Raw genomic sequence first — 20,080 nt, forward strand, 5'->3', positions numbered from 1 at the left:
AACATCAAGCTCTTATTTGACCATCTCCATAACCAATCCACTTTGTGGTTGTCATTTCTCTCAAACCCATCGGGCCCCTGGCATGTAATTTTTGAGTGGAAATGCCAAGCTCAGCTCCGAAACCAAATTCGCCGCCGTCCGTAAATCTTGTTGAAGCATTTACCATAACAACAGCTGAGTCTACAGATGACACAAAATTATTGATTGTTAAATAATCTTCAGCAATAATCGTCTCAGTATGCCCCGTTGAATACTTTGTAATATGATCCGCAGCATCCTCAACATCTTTTACAATCTTTACTCCTATTTGCAAAGACAAATATTCACGATTCCAATCATCATCATTTGCATGTTCTAACTGCAAACCATTGATATTTGAATCAAATAGAATATTGTAGGATTTTTCATCAGCATGAATCAAAACATTATGTTTAGCTAACTCTCTTGCAATTCTTGGCAGAAAATCTTTAGCAATATCTTGATTTACAAGCAATTTTTCTGCAGCATTACAAACTCCAACTCTTTGAGTTTTTGCATTTACAATAATTGGTATCGCTTTTTCAAAATCTGCTGTTTTATCCACGTAAATGTGAACATTTCCAGCTCCAGTTTCTATAACTGGAACTGTTGATTCTTTAACAACTGCAGCGATTAGATTTGCACTTCCCCTAGGAACAAGAACATCAATATGACCATGAGCATGCATCATTGACGTTGCTCCACTTCTTCCAAGATCATCAACAGATTCTATAAGATTTCCACTTACACCAAAATCTTTTAAGACTTGCTTGATTACAGAAATTGTCGCATGGTTCGTACGCTCAGCTGCACTACCGCCTCTTAAAATTACAGCATTTGAAGATTTTATGCACAAAGATGCAACGTCAACAGTCACATTTGGTCTAGCTTCGTAAATAATTCCCATTACGCCTATTGGCACTCTTACTTGAGAAAGCCTAAGACCATTTTCTAGCGTGTATCCACGAACAACTTCTCCAACAGGATCTTGTAATTGCGCTATTTTTCTAATACTTTTTGCAGATTGAAATATTCTTTCTTCATCAAATTTAAGTCTGTCTAGTTTTCCAGCATCCATACCATTTTTTTGAGCTTTTTCTAAGTCTTGCTTATTTGCTTCTTCAATAAATTCTAAATTATTTTCAATAGAATCAGCAATAGCATTTAGAAGATTATTTTTAAAATTGGTATTAGCTTTAGCAAATTCACGCTGTGCTATTCGCGAAGCATCCGCTCTAGAAAAAACAATAGAATCTATAGAGTCCCCATAATCTTTAGACATATTGCTTTGTGCATTACTATGCGTTTCATCTAACTTTGTATCAAGATTAATCATATTGAACATATTAGCAATAGCAGTACTTAGGCTCCACCTCTTCAGGTAACATGTATACCAATTAGCACGAATGGAGGAATCATGGCAGAAAACACTACGAATACAGTTATGTTTCACAGCACTAGGTCAAACTCTAAAACCTATACCTCGAAGCAAGCTATTCGTAGAGGAATAGCAGATGATGGTGGCTTGTTTGTTACGGATTGCCTTGGTGAAACTCGTTACGATATTTCTAATCTTTCTGGGAAAACTTATAAACAGATTGCTAAAGACGTTCTTCAAATTCTCCTTCCAGATTTTACGTCTAGCGAGCTTGATGATTGCGTAGAGAAGGCTTATGGAAGTCAGTGGGAAGATACTGAGATTACTCCTTTAAAGGCTCTTGGTAATAATAATGATTTTGTTCTAGAGCTTTTCCACGGTCCTACCTGTGCTTTTAAAGATGTTGCTTTGCAGATTTTGCCACAATTCATTAGTCGCACAAAAGATGTATCTGATTCTAATCAAAACGTTATGATTCTTACCGCCACTTCGGGAGATACAGGAAAAGCTGCGCTAGCTGGGTTTGCGGATGTTGAGGCCACTTCTATTGTCACTTTTTACCCAGAAGGTAAAGTAAGTAAAATTCAAGAATTGCAAATGACAACTCAAAGTGGAAATAACGTAAAAGTATGCGCTGTTAGAGGAAATTTTGACGATGCGCAAAGCGGCGTTAAACAAATATTTACTAACAATTCAATTAATGAAACGGTTGAAAACAATAATCACGCACTGCTTTCTTCTGCTAATTCGATTAATATTGGCAGACTTATTCCTCAAGTTGTTTACTACTTCTACGCTTATTCTAAGCTTGTTGAACAAGGCGTTATTGAACTTGGCAATGAAGTGGAATTTTGTGTCCCTACTGGCAATTTTGGAAATATTCTTGCTGGATATTATGCGAAAATTCTTGGTCTTCCTGTAAAACACTTAATCGTAGCGAGCAACAGCAACAATGTTTTGTTTGACTTTTTGGTCAGTGGAACATATAACAAGATTCGACCATTTAACCAAACAATTGCACCGTCTATGGATATTCTTGTTTCTTCTAATTTAGAACGCATGCTTTACTACATGTGCGATAAAGATACACGACTGTTGCAAATGCTTATGAATGATTTACAACAATGGGGCGCTTTTGAAATACCAGAAGACGTGCTTTCTAAAATTCGAGAACTTTTTGGATGCGGATGGGCAAACGAGGATCAAATTCGCAATTCCATACAAGAATGCTGGAATAAGCATAATTATGTTATTGATCCACATACTGCTTGCGGATACTTTGTTATGAATCATATTCCTCATGATTCTAATGTTCCGCGTGTTCTTTTGAGCACAGCAAGCCCGTATAAGTTCCCTAGGGTTGTTTGCGAATCTTTAGGCTTAAATGTTGAAGGATTAGATGATTTTGCTTGCATGGATTTGTTAGAAAGCAAAACTTCTACAAAAGCTCCTAAAATGCTTAGCGAACTTAAAAATAAAACAGCTAGATTCAACGATGTTATTAACATCGAAGATATGCCAGATTATGTTCTTAAGTGCGCTAACGAAATTTGCTAAAGATTTTGGTTTAAGACTTAAACAAAGCATAATATACTTCGTTTAGTGTGTTTAAATCATGACCTTTTCTAGCTCCTGCAGAAAAGAATCTACGTCTTTTTACATTATCGTCTAGGCTTTTAAGTTTTAGCGATAATTTTCTGCCTAATTCCCATGCAGCTTCTTCAAAAACACCGTCTTCTCTAGCTTCTTGCAATGTTGAACAGGCCACAGTGGAAGAAACGCCCTTTTTTTGTAGCTCAATGCGAGTCGCACGTTCTCCCAACAATCTAGATACACATGAGCGTATAACGGATCTAGCATATTGTTTATCGTCAACCAAATGTAATTCTTCCAAACGAATTATTACGGATTCAACAATATTCTCTTTATAACCCTTATTTATAAGCCTATTCTTTAAATCATCGGAAGATCTAGCTGAATAATCTAGCATTCGTAAAGCAGATTCTCTACAATCGTCGAAATCAGAGGCTTTTTTAGCATCTACTTTTTTAGCAGGCTTTCTGCCATTAAATGAATTATACTTCTTAAAAGCGTAATAAGAGTTTTCTTCACAATAATCTTCATGATTATTATCCAAGCTATCAAATGACTTATCATAAGCATCACTAACGCCAACTGTTGTTAAATCACAACCATTAACTTCAGATTCTTCTGCTTTTTCACACTCATTTTCTGCAGAATAATAAGAATCAACAGGTTTATGATTGCGAAGAAAACTCTCTACACTAATCATCTTCTATTCTTTTCACTGAATCTCAGCCAATATGATGTGAATCAGCTAAACTCAACTTTGTTTTAATAATTTTATTTAATATAGTTTTATTTGACATCACTGCCTTTTGAAGTGTTTGTTTTACTATCAGCACTTGAAGATGATACTGACTGAGAATTGTCATCTTCATCTTCTACCTCAACGAATTGATCTTCTGGCTTCATTAGCCCAAACGCTACTTTTACTTTATCGCTAATCTCTTCTGTAATAGCAGGATTATCTTTAAGGAATTGGCGAACGTTCTCCCTACCTTGCCCAAGTTGTTCACCTTCGTAAGTGAACCAAGAACCAGATTTTTTAATAACATCGCACTGTACAGCCATATCGATTACAGAACCTTCAGTTGATATCCCTTCTCCGTAAAGAACATCAAACTCTGCTGTTTTAAAAGGCGGAGCCATTTTATTCTTTACAATCTTTACCTTAGTACGATTTCCAACAGCCTCTTCACCATTTTTGATAGTAGAAACTCGTCTAATATCCATTCGAACAGATGAATAGAATTTAAGAGCTTTACCACCAGTAGTTGTTTCTGGATTACCGAAGAATACACCAATTTTTTCACGAAGCTGATTAATAAATATTGCTGTTGTTCCAGCTTGAGACAATGCACCAGTCATTTTTCTTAAAGCTTGGCTCATTAAGCGCGCTTGTAAACCAACATGGCTATCTCCCATGTCTCCATCAATTTCCGCTTTTGGAACAAGAGCTGCTACAGAATCAACTACTATAACATCTAAAGCACCAGAACGAATTAGCATGTCGGCAATCTCTAATGCTTGTTCACCATTATCTGGCTGAGAAACAATAAGAGAATCTGTGTCAACACCCAATTTACGCGCATAAACTGGATCTAAAGCATGCTCAGCATCAATAAATGCAGCAATACCACCATTCTTTTGAGCATTAGCAACAATATGCAAAGCTAATGTTGTTTTACCAGAAGATTCAGGACCATAAACTTCCACAATACGCCCACGAGGAACGCCACCAATCCCTAGAGCCATATCTAGAGCTATTGAGCCAGTAGGGATAACCTCCACGTCTTGTAGTGGCTTATCACCCAATCGCATTGCGGAACCTTTACCATATTGTTTTTCAACATTGGCAAGAGCTGTTTCCAACGCTGCTTTTCTACGAGGATCTGCCTTGTCGGCATCAATAAGACGATCCACTGCACCTTTTTTTGCTTGTTGTGCCATATCTGCTACTCCTTTCGCATGCCGATGTATTGATTGACGTTAATGCAATACATAATGACTATGCAAGCGTTTTAGAGCAATGTGGTTAAAGGTTTTACTCAATAACACAATAGGCACTTATCACGCTGCAAGAAGCCCAACAATTGACATTATACACCACAAACGAACATTTGTTCGACAAGCGTGTTGTTCTTGAAAACTAGGCGAAAATATCTATTTTGCAGGCATTGGTGGAGCATTATGATCTTTACCCCACCTCTTACTATCAGGAATATTCATGTGATCACATAAAACATTCCAGACAATTCTTGGCTCTACTCCAGCATCAATCGCCTCACGAGCACTCATACCATTAAGTTTTTGCAGCTCCTGATCTTTTGCGATACTCCTGCCAAACTCCCTGCCAAATACCTCTTCAAGAAGCTCCCAGAATTCACGCTCGCGCATCAAAAATCCAATCTTCAAAAATTATGGAATGCAGAATTTTTATTAACGCATAAACGACACCGTTTCGAACTTCTTCACGATTACCAGAAATATTTAATTGAGCAGAAATCAACAATCCTAAATCACAAGAATAAAAATCACATTTCTTCAAAGAGAAATTACTAATTTTTCCACATTTACAATCAAAAACGCGATTTTCTATTCTATTAAACTTGCAAGAAATCGCATCAGAGTCAAGCGAAGAGCAAGATTTATCGGTAATAGTTGGAACAAAAACACCAATATACGCCAATCCAGCTGGTTTACCAGCATCAGAGCCAGGTCCAGCAACACCAGTAGTTGACAATCCAATAATAGGAAAATCAGGATTGTCAACATCTTTTTGTTGCTCAAAACGCTTATAACACCAACCAGATCCACTGTATAATCTTGCTGCACCAAACGCCATTTGCTTTGCTACTCGCGCATCTACAGCACCACACGATTTTAATAAATCGCAATCCACACCAAGTATCTTAGATTTTTCACGAATATCGTAAGTAACAGCAGATCCAAGAAAAACTCTAGAAGCGCCAGGAATCTTTACAAACGAATCTGAAAGAAGACCCCCAGTCAGAGACTCAGCACATGCGATATGCAAAGAATGTTTATCGCAAAAATCAAGAATCTCACTAGCTAAAACACTGACAGAGTCACTACACATATCTATCAGTGCTTCAAAGCGTCGTTCACATAAAGAATACCAGAGTAAGTAGCAAAGCCTATCGCAATTCCAATCAAACCGTAAGAAATGGAGTAATAGCAAATCACCCAAAGTGGAATATCATTTACGCAGAAAATAGGAACAATAGGAACGAGAAGCATTGCAATACCAATTGACTGAGAAAGTGTCTTAAACTTTCCAGCAGAAGATGCTGCAATCACTTTACCGCCCTTATTTATAACATAGAATCGTAAAATAGTTATGCCAATTTCACGAATAACAAACAAAGCAGTAATCCACCAATATAGTTCTCCAAAAGCTGACGCAATAATAAGCGCGGAAAGCATAAGAAGCTTATCTGCTATAGGATCTAGTAATTTACCAAGCTCAGTTACCTGATTGTATTTTCTAGCCATCCAACCATCTAATTTATCTGTAGAAGCTGCAATTACAAACAAAACAAACACTGACCAACGTATCGCAGTAGAAGCATAACCCCAAGGACCTGCAACCAAATATAAGATTATAAATAGAATGGAAAGAATAATCCTTATGTATGTCACTACATTAGGAGCATAATCCCAACCTTCAAGTAATTTAGACTTACTGTTTTTCAACATTTATAAATACCTCCATAAAGCTACACAAATATGGTATAGCAAACGCAAAACTTAATTCAACTTTTACAAAGAATCACTTTCACCGCGAATAAATGCTAAAACTTTAGGCAAATCTTGAGGTTGCACAAGAACCTCACGTGCCTTAGATCCTTCGGATGGACCAACAACGCCACGCGACTCAAGCAAATCCATTAACCTACCAGCTTTAGAAAAGCCAACACGCAATTTTCTTTGAAGCATCGAAGTGGATCCAAACTGAGCACCTACTACAAGCTCTGCAGCCTGAAGCAGCTCATCCATATCGTCGCCAATATCGCTAGTTTTAAGCTTGCTTTGAGCTTGAGCATCCGCTTTTTGAGCCATTTGTTCAATATCTTCACGATACTTTGGCTTGCGCTGAGTGCGAACATACTCCACAGCCCTGCGGATTTCAGATTCACTCACCCACGAGCCCTGCACACGCTGAGGCTTAGCAGCACCCATTGGAAGGAACAAAGCGTCACCTTGACCAATCAAAGTTTCTGCACCAACAGTATCGAGAATAACTCTTGAATCAGTTGCAGATGAAGTAGCAAAAGCCAATCGAGAAGGAATATTTGCTTTAATCAAGCCTGTTACAACGTCAACAGACGGACGCTGAGTAGCAAGAACCAAATGCACTCCTGCAGCTCGAGCAAGCTGAGTAATACGCTGAATAGAACTTTCAACATCGTTCTTAGCAACCATCATCAAATCAGCCATCTCGTCTACAACCACAAGCAAATACGGGTATGGAGCAACTTTTCGATTAGAACCAGCCGGAGCATGAACTTTTCCTTCGCGCACAGCCTTGTTGAAATCTTTAACATGGCGGAAGCCGAAGAATTGCAAGTCGTCGTAGCGCGCATCCATCTCTTTAACAACCCACTCGAGAGCCTGTGCAGCCTTCTTAGGATCCGTAATAATCGGCGTGAGCAAATGCGGAATGCCAGAGTATGCAGAAAGCTCTACTCTCTTAGGATCTACCAAAATCATACGAACCTGTTCAGGTGTTGCTCGCATGATAATAGAAGTGAGCATCGAGTTAATAAAACTCGACTTACCAGATCCTGTAGCACCAGCAACAAGCAAATGCGGCATTTTATCAAGAGCTGCCGTTACGAAATGACCCTCAACATCCTTACCAACACCTGTAAGCATAGGGTTTGAATCTTGTCGCGCTTTATCAGACCTAAGAACATCTCCCAGATTTACAATCTCTCTATCTACATTCGGAATCTCAATACCAATTGCAGACTTGCCTGGAATTGGAGAGAGAATACGCACATCAGTGCTTGCTACAGCATACGCAATATTCTTTTGAAGATTCGTTACCTTCTCTACTTTTACTCCAGATCCTAACTCAACTTCATATTGAGTTACAGAAGGACCTCTTAAGAAACCAATAACCTTCGCATCTACCTCAAATTGTTCAAAGGTAGACGTTAAAGCTCGAATCACACGATCATTCGCTGGTGTTCTTGTTGCATGAGGCTTTCCATGAACAAGTATGTTCAAATCTGGTAGCATATAAGGTTCATCTTCATAAACATTAGAATCACTATGATTTGAATCGTATATATCTTTGCCAGCAGCGCTATCACTATTATTTTCTTGCGATGACCTATACTTATCTAATTGCTGAGCAGGCATCTTTCCCCAAGGATCAGAAGAATATTGCTCGCTGGAGCTTATAGGAGCTTTAGGGAATTCATCAATATATAATTCTGGAGATGTTTTCCAAGAATTAGAATTCGCAGAAGAACCATTTGAAGATACAAACCTAGGAGACTCACTATTATGTGATTTATCAACCGTATTTTCATAACCTTGCGATTGATTATTAAAATCACCATCATGACTATTCGTGCGATCAGCATTATTTGATTCGAAATTACTACCGCCATCTTTTGAAGATGCACAGAGAAAAGCATCATCTCCAGCATACTCATCTAAAAGCTCATTATTACTGTCTTTTTTCTTAGCGCCAAATAGTGAATTCCATAATTTAGAAATTAACGAATTATGCAAAGACCTGCGAGACTTTTCAGATTTGTCAGAATCATTATGAGTTGGCACTCCATCAGCAAATTCAAGTGTTTTATCATCATCCTTAGAATCATTATCGTATGAATCTTCATCAGAATTATCGTCTTTACTATCTTTACTATCTTTAGAAAAAGCAGAAAATATAAACTGCGTTATGTCTGTAACATGCAATTTTAAAATCATCAAAAGCGAAAAAATTGCGATAATAACAAAAATCACTAGAGCAAAAGTCCTAGATAATCCCCAAGCTAAAGGAGAACCAAGAGAAAAACCTAATAATCCACCAGATTTTTGCAAATCTTCTATGTGAAAATGTTGATTTTTACTAGCAAATAAAATATCTAAAATAGAACATATAGACCACAAAATAAGAACAAAACCACCTATAACACGTGGGTTACCTGATTTTGATCCACTATTTCTCATTAGTCTAATTGCTACAGCAAATAACCAAACTGGTAAAACAATGCTCATAACTCCAAAAACTGCAGATGCTGCGAAGTGAAAAGCAACGCCTATAAAACCACTAACTCTAAACCATTCCGATGCGCAGAAAAGAATAGCAAGAATAATCATTACAAAGCACAATCCATCTCTGCGGTATGCTTCGTCGTATTCTCCCACACCAAAAAGCGAACGTACTACTTTACCAACAAGTCGCGGAACAAAAAGCAGCGCGGATTCCCAAAAAGGTTCATCATAAGATACATTTGATGACGACTTTGATGACTTACCGCCCCTGCCTGCCATATATAAGCTCCTTAAACATAAATTTATGAAACATAACAAATTATGCAACCCACATTATTCTACCCCAACGTGTACTAATATACGGGCATAAACGTGTACTGATAAATTAAAAAATCTAATTGCAAAAAGAATGATACTCAAAGTAAAAAAATAATCTAGCATAAAAAAAAAATTCGGCTGAAACCAGCCGAAAAAGTGGGGTGGCTAACGCGGCTTGAACGCGCGACCTTCTGAACCACAATCAGATGCTCTACCAACTGAGCTATAGCCACCATTATGGCGCGAAACCCTTCGGGAATCGCACAACAGAGGAATACTATACACGATTTTTTAAATTTATGCTAGTCCATCTTCATTCGGCGCGTCGCACGACAATTCGACATTGCGTAATGTAAGAATATAGTTATGAGTTTTTCGCAAAAATCAGATTCAAATAATGAATTAAATGAAAGCGTTACGAACGAGCGAATTTTTGGTATTTTTGATTCAAAGTTACATACAACAAAAGTTCTTCTTCTTGGCTCTGGAGAACTTGGCAAAGAGATTGCTATAGAACTTATCAGGCTTGGCATAAGAGTATGCGCGGCAGATAGCTATGCGAACGCTCCAGCAATGCAAGTAGCTCAAGAAAATCGCGTTCTAGATATGAGCGACTCTAAAGAGTTACAAGACTTAATAAACGATATAAACCCAGACATAATAATTCCTGAAATTGAAGCAATATCAACTCAAATACTAAAAAATGTTGTAAAGAGTAAGAAAATTCAAGTTGTTCCAAGCTCTGACATTACTGCAATTGCTATGGACCGCGAAGCTTTGCGAAAAATTTCACACGAAAAACTAGGATTGCCAACAACACCATATCGATTTGCTTCTAACTATGAAGAATTAGAAAAAGGAGCAAAAATCGTAGGATACCCATGCGTCGTAAAACCGATTATGAGCTCATCCGGTCACGGTCAATCAATAGTAAAAAATCCTGAAAACCTACAAAATGCTTGGGTAGAAGCACAAAATGGAAGAAGATCTAAGCATAAGAGTCAGAACGCACAAAACGCTGATATATCTCGCGTAATTGTTGAAGCTTTAGCACCATTAGACTACGAGCTAACAGTACTAACTGTAAGCTCCAGCGCTGGAATAACAACATGCGAACCCATTGCACAATTTCAAAAAAATGGCGATTACAGGCAATCATGGCAACCAGCAAATATACCAGAAAACGTTCGAATCAACGCTCAAAATATTGCTAAACAAGCCGTTGAAGGTCTATCTCAAATAGCAAGAGAAAACGGAGAAACTGGGTGGGGCGTTTATGGAGTTGAACTCTTTGTTCTTAAAAACGGTGATTTACTTTTCAACGAACTATCCCCTCGTCCGCACGATACTGGTATGGTTACAATGATTTCACAGTATTACAGCGAGTTTGCTCTGCATGTTTTAGCGATTTTAGGTGTTCCTATTACTCAAAAGCATACTGCTCTTTGCTTAAAAAATAATGAAGTCGCTTTAAGCCATGCACTTGTTGTAGAAGGTAATGGAAAAATTGGATTTACGAATGTAGCAAAATCATTAAACACTGAAGATTGCGCAAGATGTGATATACGCATCTTTGGAAAGCCAGAAGTTCACGGCTCAAGACGCTTAGGTGTTATTTTGACAGTATCAAACAGTGTAAGTGATGCAAAATCTTGCGCGACACGCATTGCTAGCGAATTACACACTGTAGAACTACCGTATTAAAACATTGAAAAATCAAGGTTTTTACTGGTTTAAGACATTAAAAAATTAAAAAATAATCCAAAAAAATTGTAGGTAACAATTGTTAGTCTGAACGTGCTGACAAGGTTGGATAAACCTTCAAACAATGTTGGTTTTCGCCTACAGCCATAGATGCAACAAGAGAGGCACGTCAATGGAAAAACTTGACAAGTTGTATGAGGGCAAAGCAAAGAAATTGTATGCCACTGATAACAATAATGTGTTGTGGGTGGAATACATGAATCAGGCAACAGCTGGTAACGGCCTTAAAAAAGCTCAAATTGCTGGCAAAGGCAGCTTAAACAATCAAATAACTTCTTTACTATTCCATCTTCTTGAAGCGCGTGGCGTGAAAAGCCACTTCCTAGGGCGCATTTCTAACACTGAGCAACTTGTAAAACGTATGAAAATGTTCCCATTAGAAATAATAATGCGAAATACTGCTGCTGGTTCTTTTGCAAAACGTTATGCTGTAAAAGAAGGCACTCCTTTAAAGAAACCATTATTGGAATTCTGCGTTAAATCCGACGAACTTGGCGATCCATTTATTAATCCTGAGGGCGTTGTAGCTCTTGGATTAGCAACCGATGAAGAGCTGGCAGAAATTACTCGCCAAGCTCATGCTGTTAATAATGCATTGCTTGATGTTTTCTCTAAGATTGACGTACAGCTTGTTGACTTCAAGATTGAAGAAGGCGTTGACTCTAAGGGAAACATTCTGCTTGCTGACGAAATAACGCCAGATACTTGCAGACTTTGGGATAAGCGCAATACAAATAATTCTGAAGTAAGCCACTTAGATAAAGATTTATTCAGACGAGATTTAGGAGATATAATTCCAGCCTACGAGGAGATATTCTCAAGGCTTAAATCTCTTGCCCAAAGCGAAGGCGTAAACTTCGACGAAATAAATCCAAATAATTATGTTGAAGAATGATTTTTAATGTGGCTCGCATCTTTCGAGGTGCGAGCCACGCGCGTTCTTAAAGCAAAACTAAACAAAATTGAAAAAGAAAACTGAAAAAACAAAACAACCAAAATAGCCAAAACGTACAATTACAAGGCAGGTTTACCGTGGTATTTCGCGTTTATGTTGAAAAGCAATCTGGTTTCGATGTTAAAGCACAGCATCTTAATCACGAGCTTAAAGAAATTCTAGGAATAGATTCTTTAAAATCAACGCGCATAATAAACAGGTATGATGTTGAAGGAATATCAGAAGATCTATTCAACACTGCTATCAAAACAGTTTTTAGCGAACCACCAGTCGATAACACCTATGATTATCTGCCCATAAGCACAAGCGAACATGTTTTTGCTATGGAATTTCTTCCAGGACAATTTGATCAGCGAGCAGAATCTGCAAGTGAATGTATACAGCTTATAAGCCAAGGAGAGCGACCAAGGGTAAGAACCGCACAAATCTTGGCTTTTAAAGGTGATTTGTCTAAAAAAGATTTAGACGCAATTAAACACTACATAATTAATCCAGTTGAAGCGCGCGAAGCATCTTTAGATAAAGTCAATACTTTGCAAACAGAAACAGTTATTCCAGCAAATGTGGAAGTTATCAACGGATTCAACGATTTAGACGAACAAGGTTTAGAAAAGTTCATAGAAGATCGCGCGCTCGCAATGGACTTGGAAGACGCAAAATTCTGCCAGAACTATTTTAAAAACGAAAATCGAAATCCAACTATTACAGAAATCAAAGTAATAGACACATATTGGTCTGATCATTGCCGCCATACAACTTTTGGCACGCATCTTACAAACATAAAAATAGACGATGAGCAGGTACAAGCCGCATTTAATCGTTATCTTGAAATGCGAGAAGAACTTAAGCGCACAAATAAGCCGATTTGCCTTATGGATATGGCAACTATTGGCGCAAAGTATTTGAAGCATAATGGGATTCTTAAGAATCTAGACGAATCCGAAGAAATCAACGCTTGTACAGTAAAAATAAAAGTTGACGTAAACGGTCACGATGAAGATTGGCTGTTCCTATTTAAAAACGAAACACATAATCATCCTACAGAAATCGAGCCTTTTGGTGGTGCTGCAACATGCATTGGCGGATGCATTCGCGACCCTCTTTCGGGGCGCTCTTACGTATATCAGGCAATGAGAGTAACTGGCGCTGCAGATCCTAGAACACCAATAGCCCAAACTCTTGAAGGAAAATTGCCTCAAAGAAAAATCGTAACGTCGGCAGCTGCAGGCTACTCTTCTTACGGAAATCAAATTGGACTTGCAACAGGCGAAGTACACGAGATTTACCACCCAGGATATGTTGCAAAACGAATGGAAGTGGGTGCGGTTGTAGCCGCTACCCCAGCAGACCATGTTCGAAGAGAAACACCTGAGCCAGGAGACGTGATTATTCTTCTAGGTGGACGAACTGGAAGAGACGGAATTGGTGGAGCAACTGGTGCTTCTAAAGCTCAAGACACTGATAGCATTGAGGAATGCGGAGCAGAAGTTCAAAAAGGAAATGCTCCTATTGAACGCAAGTTACAACGACTTTTCCGCCGCAAAGATGCATGTAGACTTATTAAGCGTTGCAACGATTTTGGTGCTGGAGGCGTAAGCGTTGCTACAGGTGAAATTGCAGATGGCTTGATTATTGATTTAGATAAAGTGTCTAAAAAGTATGAAGGTCTTGATGGCACAGAGCTTGCGATTTCTGAATCTCAAGAGCGAATGGCTGTTGATGTTGCTGCAAGCGATGCCGACGAATTTTTGTCCTATGCACGTCAAGAAAATTTGGAAGCGCAAATTGTAGCCATAGTCACAGAAGAAGCACGAATGAAAATGACTTGGCGAGGAAAAACAATTGTGGATATGAGCCGTGAATTCCTAGCTTCTAATGGCGCTCCAAAAGAGCAAAATATTCACGTTGAAAGTGGCGAAAACTATACTTCAAAATGGCAAGATATAAGTGGCGAATACGCTAATAAATCTTTTGGCGAGCGCATGAAAAATCTTGTTTCCAACATAAATATTTGCTCAAACAAAGGTCTTAGTGAAATGTTCGACTCCACTATTGGAGCTGAAACAGTTCTTATGCCTTTTGGAGGCAGACGTCAGCTTACTCCTGCACAAGCAATGGTTGCAAAATTGCCAGTTTTTGGAGAAACAAACACAGCTTCTGCAATGTCTTGGGGTTTTAACCCATATATTATGGAAAAGAATCAATTTACTGGAGCTTACTTAGCTGTTGTTGAATCTTTGGCAAAGCTCATAGCCAGCGGTTTTACTATAGAAAATGCTTATTTAAGTTTGCAAGAATATTTTGGAAAGCCTCATAATGTTCCAGAACGTTGGGGAAAACCAATGGCAGCTATTCTTGGAGCTTTAAGCGCACAAATTGACTTTGGTGTAGGCGCTATTGGCGGCAAGGATTCTATGAGCGGAAGCTTTGAAAATCTTGATGTTCCACCAACACTTATTTCTTTTGCTGTTTCTACAGGAGACGCGAGAAACGTTGTTTCGCCAGAATTCAAAAAAGTCAATAGTCGAATTTTAAGAATATTACCTAAATATAAGGAAGATGGAATCACGCCTAAATCTCAAAGCTTCTTAGAGGCGATTAGGATTGTGGAAAATCTTACCTCAAATAAGCATGCGCTTTCCGTTAGCACTCCTGGATTTGGTGCTAGTGCGGAAATCTTATTTAAGATGACTTTGGGAAATCATATTGGGTTAAAGCTTAATAATGCGATTAGCAAGAATGATTTGTTTAAGCCAGCATATGGGTCGTTCTATGTGGAACTTAAAGATGATTCTGAACTTACGTATGCAAATTCAGATCTTGTAAGCGTAGATGTAGTAGGCGAAACTTGTAATGAGTTCGAGTTTTGCGTAGAAAACGAGAAACTTAATTTAGCTAGTTTGCAAGAAGATTGGGAAAATACTTTAGAAGATATATTCCCGTATCGAGGGAAGGGAGACTCAGTTCCTGCTATAAACTCTAGTGAACTGAAGTATTCTCATAACCACATGCGTTCTCATAGAAAAACTCCGATTAGTCACCCTCGCGTAATCATTCCAGTTTTCCCTGGTAACAATTGCGAATACGACACTCAAGCTGCTTTTGAAAAAGCTGGAGCAAAATGCAAAACGCTTATAATCAACAACTTAAGCGCTGATGATATTGCTCAATCTGCAAAAGATCTTGTTGATGAGATTAATAAAAGCCAAATTGTTATGATTCCAGGCGGATTCTCTGGAGGTGATGAACCAGACGGTTCAGCCAAGTTTATAGCAGCTTTCTTTAGGAATCCTGCTGTTAGTGACGCTGTTCGCGATTTGCTCAATAATCGCGATGGCTTAATGCTTGGTATTTGCAATGGTTTCCAAGCTCTTATTAAACTAGGGCTTGTCCCGTTTGGAGATATTGTTCCAATTGATTCAGAATGCCCAACTTTAACTTTTAACACTATCGGAAGGCATCAAAGCAAGATTGTTAGAACTCGTGTTTCTTCTAATCTTTCTCCATGGCTTTCAAACTGCAAAATTGGCGATGTTCATAGCGTAGCAATATCGCATGGCGAAGGTCGATTCGTAGCCCAGCCAGAAGTTATGGATGCGCTTATACAAAACGGTCAAATCGCAACACAATACGTTGATAGCAATGGAGTTCCAAGCATGAATCTTAAAGTGAATCCGAACGGTTCACTTATGGCTGTAGAAGGAATCACTAGCCCAGATGGCAGAGTGTTTGGAAAAATGGGACATTGCGAACGCAGCGGAAACGGTTTGTACGTGAATATTCCAGATTTTAGAACACAAAACATTTTTAGCGCTGGAGTCGAATATTTCACTGCATAATGTGATTTTTGTAGCAAGTTTATAGGAAAATCTTGATTAAGAATCTAAAACAACAGGGGGTGTTTGATGTCTGCAGAGCTTGAAGACATTCATGAAGAGTGTGGCGTTTTTGGCGTTTGGGGTCATTCAGATGCTGCTAGATTAACATATTTTGGATTACATGCACTGCAACACCGAGGTCAAGAAGGCGCTGGAATCGTATCAAACGATAATGGTCATCTTAAAGGTTACAGAAACTTAGGTCTTTTAACTCAGGTTTTTGCAAACGAAGATATTATGAAGAAACTTACTGGAAACAGCGCAATTGGGCACGTTCGTTATGCTACTGCTGGTTCGGGAAGTGTTGAAAACATTCAGCCTTTTCTTTTTTGCTTCCATGATGGAGATGTTGCTTTAGGACATAATGGCAATCTTACTAATTGCACAACTCTTAGAAATAAGCTTGAAGATGAGGGAGCAATCTTCCACTCAAATTCGGATACTGAAGTGTTAATGCATCTTATTAGAAGATCAAATAAAACTTCTTTTATGGATAAGCTTAAAGATGCTTTGCAAATAGTTCATGGTGGTTTTGCCTATTTGCTTCTAACTGAAAAGGAACTTATTGGTGTAACAGACCCGAATGGTTTTAGACCTCTTTCTTTAGGAAGAATGAGTAATGGAGCTTATGTACTCGCATCTGAAACTTGCGCATTAGATATTGTTAGAGCAGAGTTTATTAGAGATATTGAGCCTGGTGAAATAATTGTTATTAATGATAATGGTTACACGATTGACCGTTATGCTGAGAACGTTCAGCATGCTGTGTGTTCCATGGAGTTTATTTATTTTGCACGCCCTGATTCCGATATTTATGGAATTAATGTTCATTCTGCGCGCAAACGCATGGGAGCGCGATTAGCTAAGGAATCTCCTGTAGATGCAGATATGGTGATTGGCGTGCCTAATTCTTCTCTTTCTGCAGCAGCAGGTTATGCAGAGGCTAGTGGTATTCCTAATGAAATGGGATTGATTAAAAACCAGTATGTTGCTAGAACTTTTATTCAACCAACTCAGGAGCTTCGTGAGCAGGGAGTTCGCATGAAGCTCTCCGCTGTTAGAGGCGTAGTTAAGAATAAGCGTGTAATTGTTATTGACGATTCTATAGTGCGCGGAACAACATCTAAAAGAATTGTTCGTCTTCTTAGAGAAGCTGGTGCTAAAGAAGTTCATATGAGAATTTCTTCACCTCCACTTAAATACCCTTGCTTCTATGGTATTGATATTCAAACCACTAAAGAGCTTATTGCTGCAAAGCATTCTGTTGAGCAGATTCGACAATATATTGAAGCAGATTCTTTAGCCTTCTTATCTTTAGATGGATTAGTTGAATCAATCGGTTTAAATAAGCCAGCGCCTTATGGTGGGTTATGCGTAGCGTATTTTAACGGCGACTACCCTACTGCTTTAGACGATTATAGGGATGAGTTCCTCACATCTCTTTCTAAAGAAGATAAAGAAGTTTTAGAAAATATTAAAAAGAATAGTAAATACAATTTTTAAGTAAAACTTAACTAATATTAAACAAGCAGAAAGGATTTTCCAATGCCACACGCATATGAAGAGGCTGGCGTAAGCGTAGAAGCAGGATACGAAGTAGTACGTCGTATTAAATCGCATGTGAATCGCACGAAGCGCCCAGGCGTTGTAGGTGGCATCGGCGGATTTGGCGGCTTATTTGATTTGGCATCTCTTGGTTACAAAGAGCCAGTGCTGATTTCTGGTACGGATGGCGTTGGAACCAAGCTTGTGATTGCAAAAATGATGAATAAGCATAACACTATTGGCATTGATTGCGTTGCAATGTGCGTAAACGATATTGCAGCTCAAGGTGCCGAGCCGCTTTTCTTCCTCGATTACATTGCATGTGGGAAAAACAATCCTGAAATACTTGAGCAGGTAGTTTCAGGCGTTGCAGATGGTTGCGTGCAATCAGAAGCAGGTTTAATTGGCGGCGAAACTGCTGAAATGCCTGGAATGTATGACGAAGACGAGTACGATCTTGCAGGTTTTGCAGTAGGCGTTGCAGAATGTTCGAATATTGTTGACGGCTCTGCTATTTGCGAAGGCGACGTGCTTATCGGACTTCCTTCTTCGGGAGTTCATTCAAACGGATTCTCTCTTGTTCGCAAAGCTTTGTTTGAAGAAGCAGGTTTTAGCGTAGATACGAAGTTGGATGAGCTTGACGGTAAAACGCTTGGCGAAGTTCTTCTTGAACCTACTCGAATCTATGTAAAAGCTTTGAAGCCACTGTTTGCTGAGCATCTTATTAAGGGAGTTGCTCATATTACAGGCGGCGGATTTATTGAAAATGTTCCGCGCATGTATGCAGATGATTTGGCTGCAAAAATTGACACTACTAGCTGGAGCGTTCCACCTATTTTTGGCGTTATTGAAAAAGCTGGAAAAGTTGCTCACGCTGAAATGTTCAACGTTTTTAATATGGGCATTGGCATGGTTTTGGCAGTTGATGAAAGCAAAGCAAACGAGGCAATGCGTATACTAAACGAGCATGACGAAACCGCTTATATTATTGGCAAAATGGCTAAGCGCGAAAACGCTGCAGTTGAGTTGTTGTAAACCGCAAAAAACGCAAAACGCAAAACAGTAGACAGCAAAATCTTAAAGCAATAAAGGATTAAAAATGAAAGTTTTAGTAGTTGGTTCTGGCGCTCGCGAACACGCTATTGCACACGCGTTACTTAAAGGAGAAAGCGTTGAAGAAGTAACTGTTGCTCCTGGAAATCCTGGTATTGCAGCAGATGGAATTCAAACTGTAAACATAAGTCAATCAGATCATGACGCTCTTATTAAGTTCGTTAAAGACAATAACTACGATTTTGCGTTCATTGGTCCTGAAGTTCCGCTTATGAATGGCATTGTTGACGATTTTGAAGCGCATGGAATTGCCACTTTTGGTCCAAACAAAGCCGCAGCTCAAATTGAAGGCTCTAAAGATTTTGCAAAAAAGCTTATGGCTCGTCACAACGTTCCAACCGCCTCCTACAAAACATTTGACGCTTTGGAGCCTGCACGCGCATACGTTCTTGAGCATGGTGCTCCGATTGTTATTAAAGCGGACGGTTTGGCTGCTGGAAAAGGCGTTACTGTTGCTATGGATGAGCAAACAGCATTGGATGCTTTGGAAGATATTTTTGTCGATCATCGTTTTGGTCAAGCTGGAGCAAAAGTTGTTATTGAAGAATTTTTGCAAGGTCAAGAGTTTTCGCTTATGAGTTTCGTAAGCGGAACTGATTTTTGGGTTATGCCAATTTCTCAAGACCACAAACGCGCTCACGACGGCGACACTGGTCCAAATACTGGCGGCATGGGAGCTTATAGCCCTGTTCCACAAATTAGCGACGGAACAGTTCAGCGTGCTATTGACGAGATTGTGCGCCCAACTGTTGAAGGACTAGCTAAAGAGGGTACGCCTTTTACTGGCGTTCTTTATGCTGGCTTAATTGATACAGCTTCAGGACCTAAAGTTATTGAGTTTAATGCTCGTTTTGGAGACCCAGAAACCGAAGTTGTTCTTCCAAGACTTACTAGCGACTTTGGTGAAGCTATTTTTAACATTTTGCATGGCAAAGAACCAACATTTACTTGGATTAAAAATGGCGTAACTCTTGGAGTTGTATTAGCAAGCGAAGGCTACCCTGGCACTTTAGTTACTGGAACTCCTCTTCCTCAAATTCCTATTGACGAAAATCAAGGTCAACACGTGTATTACGCAGGAGTAAAAAGCGATGAAGAAAGCGGAAAACTTCTTACTTCTTCAGGCAGAATAGCTCTTGTGCAAGTGCATGGAGACGACGTAAAAGACGCTCAAAACAACGTCTACAGCATATTAGATAAGATTAATCTTCCTCACATGTTCTTTAGGCATGACATTGCATCAAAAGCACTAGACCTGTAGAGGATTAT

General features: G+C 39.0%; 14 protein-coding genes and 1 tRNA gene. 7 read left to right on the plus strand and 8 right to left on the minus strand.

Going from position 1 to position 20,080, the window contains the following annotated elements; translation table 11 throughout:
• Nucleotides 1-4 precede the first annotated feature (4 nt).
• Nucleotides 5-1,354, minus strand: coding sequence for a glutamate-5-semialdehyde dehydrogenase (locus ABVC65_RS05645; protein WP_435528279.1), 1,350 nt, complete (start codon nt 1,352-1,354; stop codon nt 5-7).
• An 81-nt stretch (nt 1,355-1,435) separates the two neighbouring features.
• Here ABVC65_RS05645 and thrC point away from each other — a divergent pair, with 81 nt between their 5' ends.
• Entirely contained in the window at nt 1,436-2,953 is a 1,518-nt protein-coding gene (gene thrC, locus ABVC65_RS05650) for a threonine synthase (protein WP_353582795.1), read from the plus strand.
• A 10-nt stretch (nt 2,954-2,963) separates the two neighbouring features.
• On the opposite strand, the gene ABVC65_RS05655 is transcribed toward thrC, so the two are convergent.
• From ABVC65_RS05655 to ABVC65_RS05685, 7 genes are all read right to left on the minus strand, one after another.
• A complete protein-coding gene (locus ABVC65_RS05655) occupies nt 2,964-3,689 on the minus strand; it encodes a regulatory protein RecX (RefSeq protein ID WP_353582796.1) in 726 nt (241 codons plus the stop codon).
• Nucleotides 3,690-3,775: 86 nt separating this feature from the next.
• The gene (gene recA / locus ABVC65_RS05660) at nt 3,776-4,930 is read right to left on the minus strand and encodes a recombinase RecA (RefSeq protein WP_004113623.1); all 1,155 of its coding nucleotides are present in this window, start codon (nt 4,928-4,930) and stop codon (nt 3,776-3,778) included.
• 213 nt (nt 4,931-5,143) lie between these two features.
• Nucleotides 5,144-5,377, minus strand: coding sequence for a DUF3046 domain-containing protein (locus ABVC65_RS05665; protein ID WP_004113620.1), 234 nt, complete (start codon nt 5,375-5,377; stop codon nt 5,144-5,146).
• On the minus strand, nt 5,364-6,080 hold the full coding sequence (locus ABVC65_RS05670; protein ID WP_353582797.1) for a CinA family protein: 717 nt from the start codon (nt 6,078-6,080) through the stop codon (nt 5,364-5,366). The genes ABVC65_RS05665 and ABVC65_RS05670 overlap by 14 nt, the downstream gene beginning before the upstream one ends.
• A gap of 5 nt (nt 6,081-6,085) precedes the next feature.
• The gene (gene pgsA, locus ABVC65_RS05675) at nt 6,086-6,700 is read right to left on the minus strand and encodes a CDP-diacylglycerol--glycerol-3-phosphate 3-phosphatidyltransferase (protein ID WP_020761484.1); all 615 of its coding nucleotides are present in this window, start codon (nt 6,698-6,700) and stop codon (nt 6,086-6,088) included.
• 63 nt (nt 6,701-6,763) lie between these two features.
• Nucleotides 6,764-9,517, minus strand: a complete 2,754-nt coding sequence (locus ABVC65_RS05680; RefSeq protein ID WP_353582798.1) for an FtsK/SpoIIIE family DNA translocase — start codon at nt 9,515-9,517, stop codon at nt 6,764-6,766.
• 196 nt (nt 9,518-9,713) lie between these two features.
• Nucleotides 9,714-9,789, minus strand: a tRNA-His gene (locus ABVC65_RS05685).
• A 133-nt stretch (nt 9,790-9,922) separates the two neighbouring features.
• Between ABVC65_RS05685 and purT the strand changes: the two genes are divergently transcribed.
• The 6 genes from purT to purD all read left to right on the plus strand — a co-directional run bounded on the left by purT (nt 9,923) and on the right by purD (nt 20,072).
• A complete protein-coding gene (gene purT, locus ABVC65_RS05690) occupies nt 9,923-11,260 on the plus strand; it encodes a formate-dependent phosphoribosylglycinamide formyltransferase (RefSeq protein WP_353582799.1) in 1,338 nt (445 codons plus the stop codon).
• Nucleotides 11,261-11,432: 172 nt separating this feature from the next.
• Complete coding sequence (gene purC, locus ABVC65_RS05695; protein WP_353582800.1) at nt 11,433-12,215, plus strand: phosphoribosylaminoimidazolesuccinocarboxamide synthase; 783 nt, start codon at nt 11,433-11,435, stop codon at nt 12,213-12,215.
• Nucleotides 12,216-12,352: 137 nt separating this feature from the next.
• Nucleotides 12,353-16,114 (plus strand): phosphoribosylformylglycinamidine synthase, encoded by a 3,762-nt coding sequence (locus ABVC65_RS05700; protein ID WP_353582801.1) that lies wholly within the window; start codon nt 12,353-12,355, stop codon nt 16,112-16,114.
• Nucleotides 16,115-16,180: 66 nt separating this feature from the next.
• Nucleotides 16,181-17,656, plus strand: a complete 1,476-nt coding sequence (purF, locus tag ABVC65_RS05705; protein WP_353582802.1) for an amidophosphoribosyltransferase — start codon at nt 16,181-16,183, stop codon at nt 17,654-17,656.
• Nucleotides 17,657-17,698: 42 nt separating this feature from the next.
• A complete protein-coding gene (gene purM / locus ABVC65_RS05710) occupies nt 17,699-18,733 on the plus strand; it encodes a phosphoribosylformylglycinamidine cyclo-ligase (RefSeq protein ID WP_353582803.1) in 1,035 nt (344 codons plus the stop codon).
• A gap of 64 nt (nt 18,734-18,797) precedes the next feature.
• The gene (gene purD / locus ABVC65_RS05715) at nt 18,798-20,072 is read left to right on the plus strand and encodes a phosphoribosylamine--glycine ligase (protein WP_353582804.1); all 1,275 of its coding nucleotides are present in this window, start codon (nt 18,798-18,800) and stop codon (nt 20,070-20,072) included.
• Nucleotides 20,073-20,080: the final 8 nt, after the last annotated feature.

Origin of the sequence: Gardnerella vaginalis, assembly GCF_040427915.1 — a bacterium.
GTDB classification, from domain to species: domain Bacteria; phylum Actinomycetota; class Actinomycetes; order Actinomycetales; family Bifidobacteriaceae; genus Bifidobacterium; species Bifidobacterium vaginale_C.

Excerpts from the sequence above, each read along its gene's own strand:
- ABVC65_RS05645 (WP_435528279.1), bottom strand. The coding sequence starts at position 1,354 with ATGATTAATCTTGATACAAAGTTAGATGAAACGCATAGTAATGCACAA.
- thrC (WP_353582795.1), top strand. The coding sequence starts at position 1,436 with ATGGCAGAAAACACTACGAATACAGTTATGTTTCACAGCACTAGGTCA.
- ABVC65_RS05655 (WP_353582796.1), bottom strand. The coding sequence starts at position 3,689 with ATGATTAGTGTAGAGAGTTTTCTTCGCAATCATAAACCTGTTGATTCT.
- recA (WP_004113623.1), bottom strand. The coding sequence starts at position 4,930 with ATGGCACAACAAGCAAAAAAAGGTGCAGTGGATCGTCTTATTGATGCC.
- ABVC65_RS05665 (WP_004113620.1), bottom strand. The coding sequence starts at position 5,377 with ATGCGCGAGCGTGAATTCTGGGAGCTTCTTGAAGAGGTATTTGGCAGG.
- ABVC65_RS05670 (WP_353582797.1), bottom strand. The coding sequence starts at position 6,080 with ATGTGTAGTGACTCTGTCAGTGTTTTAGCTAGTGAGATTCTTGATTTT.
- pgsA (WP_020761484.1), bottom strand. The coding sequence starts at position 6,700 with ATGTTGAAAAACAGTAAGTCTAAATTACTTGAAGGTTGGGATTATGCT.
- ABVC65_RS05680 (WP_353582798.1), bottom strand. The coding sequence starts at position 9,517 with ATGGCAGGCAGGGGCGGTAAGTCATCAAAGTCGTCATCAAATGTATCT.
- purT (WP_353582799.1), top strand. The coding sequence starts at position 9,923 with ATGAGTTTTTCGCAAAAATCAGATTCAAATAATGAATTAAATGAAAGC.
- purC (WP_353582800.1), top strand. The coding sequence starts at position 11,433 with ATGGAAAAACTTGACAAGTTGTATGAGGGCAAAGCAAAGAAATTGTAT.
- purF (WP_353582802.1), top strand. The coding sequence starts at position 16,181 with ATGTCTGCAGAGCTTGAAGACATTCATGAAGAGTGTGGCGTTTTTGGC.
- purM (WP_353582803.1), top strand. The coding sequence starts at position 17,699 with ATGCCACACGCATATGAAGAGGCTGGCGTAAGCGTAGAAGCAGGATAC.
- purD (WP_353582804.1), top strand. The coding sequence starts at position 18,798 with ATGAAAGTTTTAGTAGTTGGTTCTGGCGCTCGCGAACACGCTATTGCA.